This window comes from Mesorhizobium sp. P5_C1, from assembly GCF_054049815.1.
Genome location: NZ_JBFULQ010000904.1, coordinates 1 through 1,469, shown reverse-complemented (window position 1 = coordinate 1,469; position 1,469 = coordinate 1). Strand labels below are relative to the sequence as shown.

At 59.2% G+C, this 1,469-nt stretch carries 2 protein-coding genes; both read left to right on the top strand.

Features of this window, described 5'->3' with window-relative positions:
- On the top strand, positions 1-285 hold a 285-nt coding region (locus ACXJ7R_RS32440; protein ID WP_457155365.1), incomplete at its 5' end, for a PRC-barrel domain-containing protein.
- A gap of 158 nt (positions 286-443) precedes the next feature.
- Positions 444-869, top strand: a complete 426-nt coding sequence (locus ACXJ7R_RS32435) for a hypothetical protein (RefSeq protein WP_457155364.1) — start codon at positions 444-446, stop codon at positions 867-869.
- Positions 870-1,469 lie beyond the last annotated feature (600 nt).

Sequence of the window (1,469 nt, the reverse complement as noted above, 5' to 3'; positions counted from 1 at the left end):
ACTGTGTACGGCGCCGATGATGCCAAGGTTGGAGAGATCGGCGACATAGTTTTGAGCACAGACAAGAAGGTTGACGCCATTGTCGTCGACGTCGGCGGTTTCCTGGGCATCGGAGAAAAGTCGGTCGCGGTTGGAATGGAACAGCTGAAGTTCATGATCGACAAGAACGGCAACCGCTACCTCTACACAAACCTTACGAAGGCGCAGCTCGAAGCGCAGGCCGCTTACGACAAGAGCACCTACGCCCAGAATCGCGACAAGCAGCGCATAATTCTTGAGAAGTAGAAGCTTTTCGACCTGGCTCGCGTCCTTGGTGACGCGAGCCAGTATAGGAGATGCTGCGACGCGGGCCTCGTGCGCGCACCTGGCCTCGCTCCAGTTTCGGTACTGGAAAGCCTGCAGATGTCTACCGTATCAACCCGACCTAGTTGTCAGGTGGTCCATTGCAAAAATCCGAAATGGTGAGCAGTTGGCGGGAGGTTCTGATTGGCACGCTGCGGCAAGTTTTACCAGATTCCTCCGGGCGAAGCATGAGCGCTCCGCTGTCAATGATTGCCGAGTGGCCTTTGCTGCCATCGGCGACGCTTGGGTCCGCGGTGCGCGCGAAAGGGACCGAGCGCGAATTGCGCGCCCGCCTGCCATGGCCGGTGAGGAAATACGTCAAAGCCGAGACTGGCCGCATCGGGTTGCGCATGCGCGAAGACGATGCAGAAGCGTTCGAGTCGGCTTCGGACAAGATCGCCAAGACGCTTGAAACCATCGAAGTGCTGCCGGTCCTGCCGCGCGAGGTAGAGGATATCCTCACGATCTCGAGCGTCACAAGTGGCTCAAGGACGGGCGACTGCAAAGCGTCGGCACGCGCACGGTGAAGATGCGCGCACGATCGAAGGCCGTCACGTTCCACGTTTTCGATCCGAAGCATATCGAGGATGTACTTGACCGAGACCTGCCGAGCGTCTGGCGGGAGGAGGATGCGCAGGAAGTTGCAGAGAACAGGCGGCGCGGTGCCGGCAAGGCCGCCCTGACACGGGCAGGCCAGGGCGGCGACAAGGCTCGCAGTTCCAAGAACAACCGCGATGGGGGACCTGCCCCGGCCTCAGTTCAAGGACTGGGATGCGTTCGACGACGAAGGGCTGCTCCGCTAGATCAACGTGTCATCATCGTCATGTCGGACTTCAGGGATGCCCAGAACTTGGGCTTTGAGCTCGACGGGGTTTGCATAGGCGTTTCCTTGGCGAAAGCGGACAAGCATGTCAGTTCCGACGGAGGCCGGCGACTAGTGTGGAAACGTTGGCTCGCTTTCTAACGCCGTTCGCGTCGCGACATCGCCGGAACAACCTAGGTAGACATCCGTTGCCCGCCATAAGAGGCGGCCGTGCCGGGCACAAATAGGAATATTCTGCGGCGGCAGGAACCGTACGCTAGTAGCGAAGTTCAACTGGAAACAACAGGAGTAAAACATCGTGAGC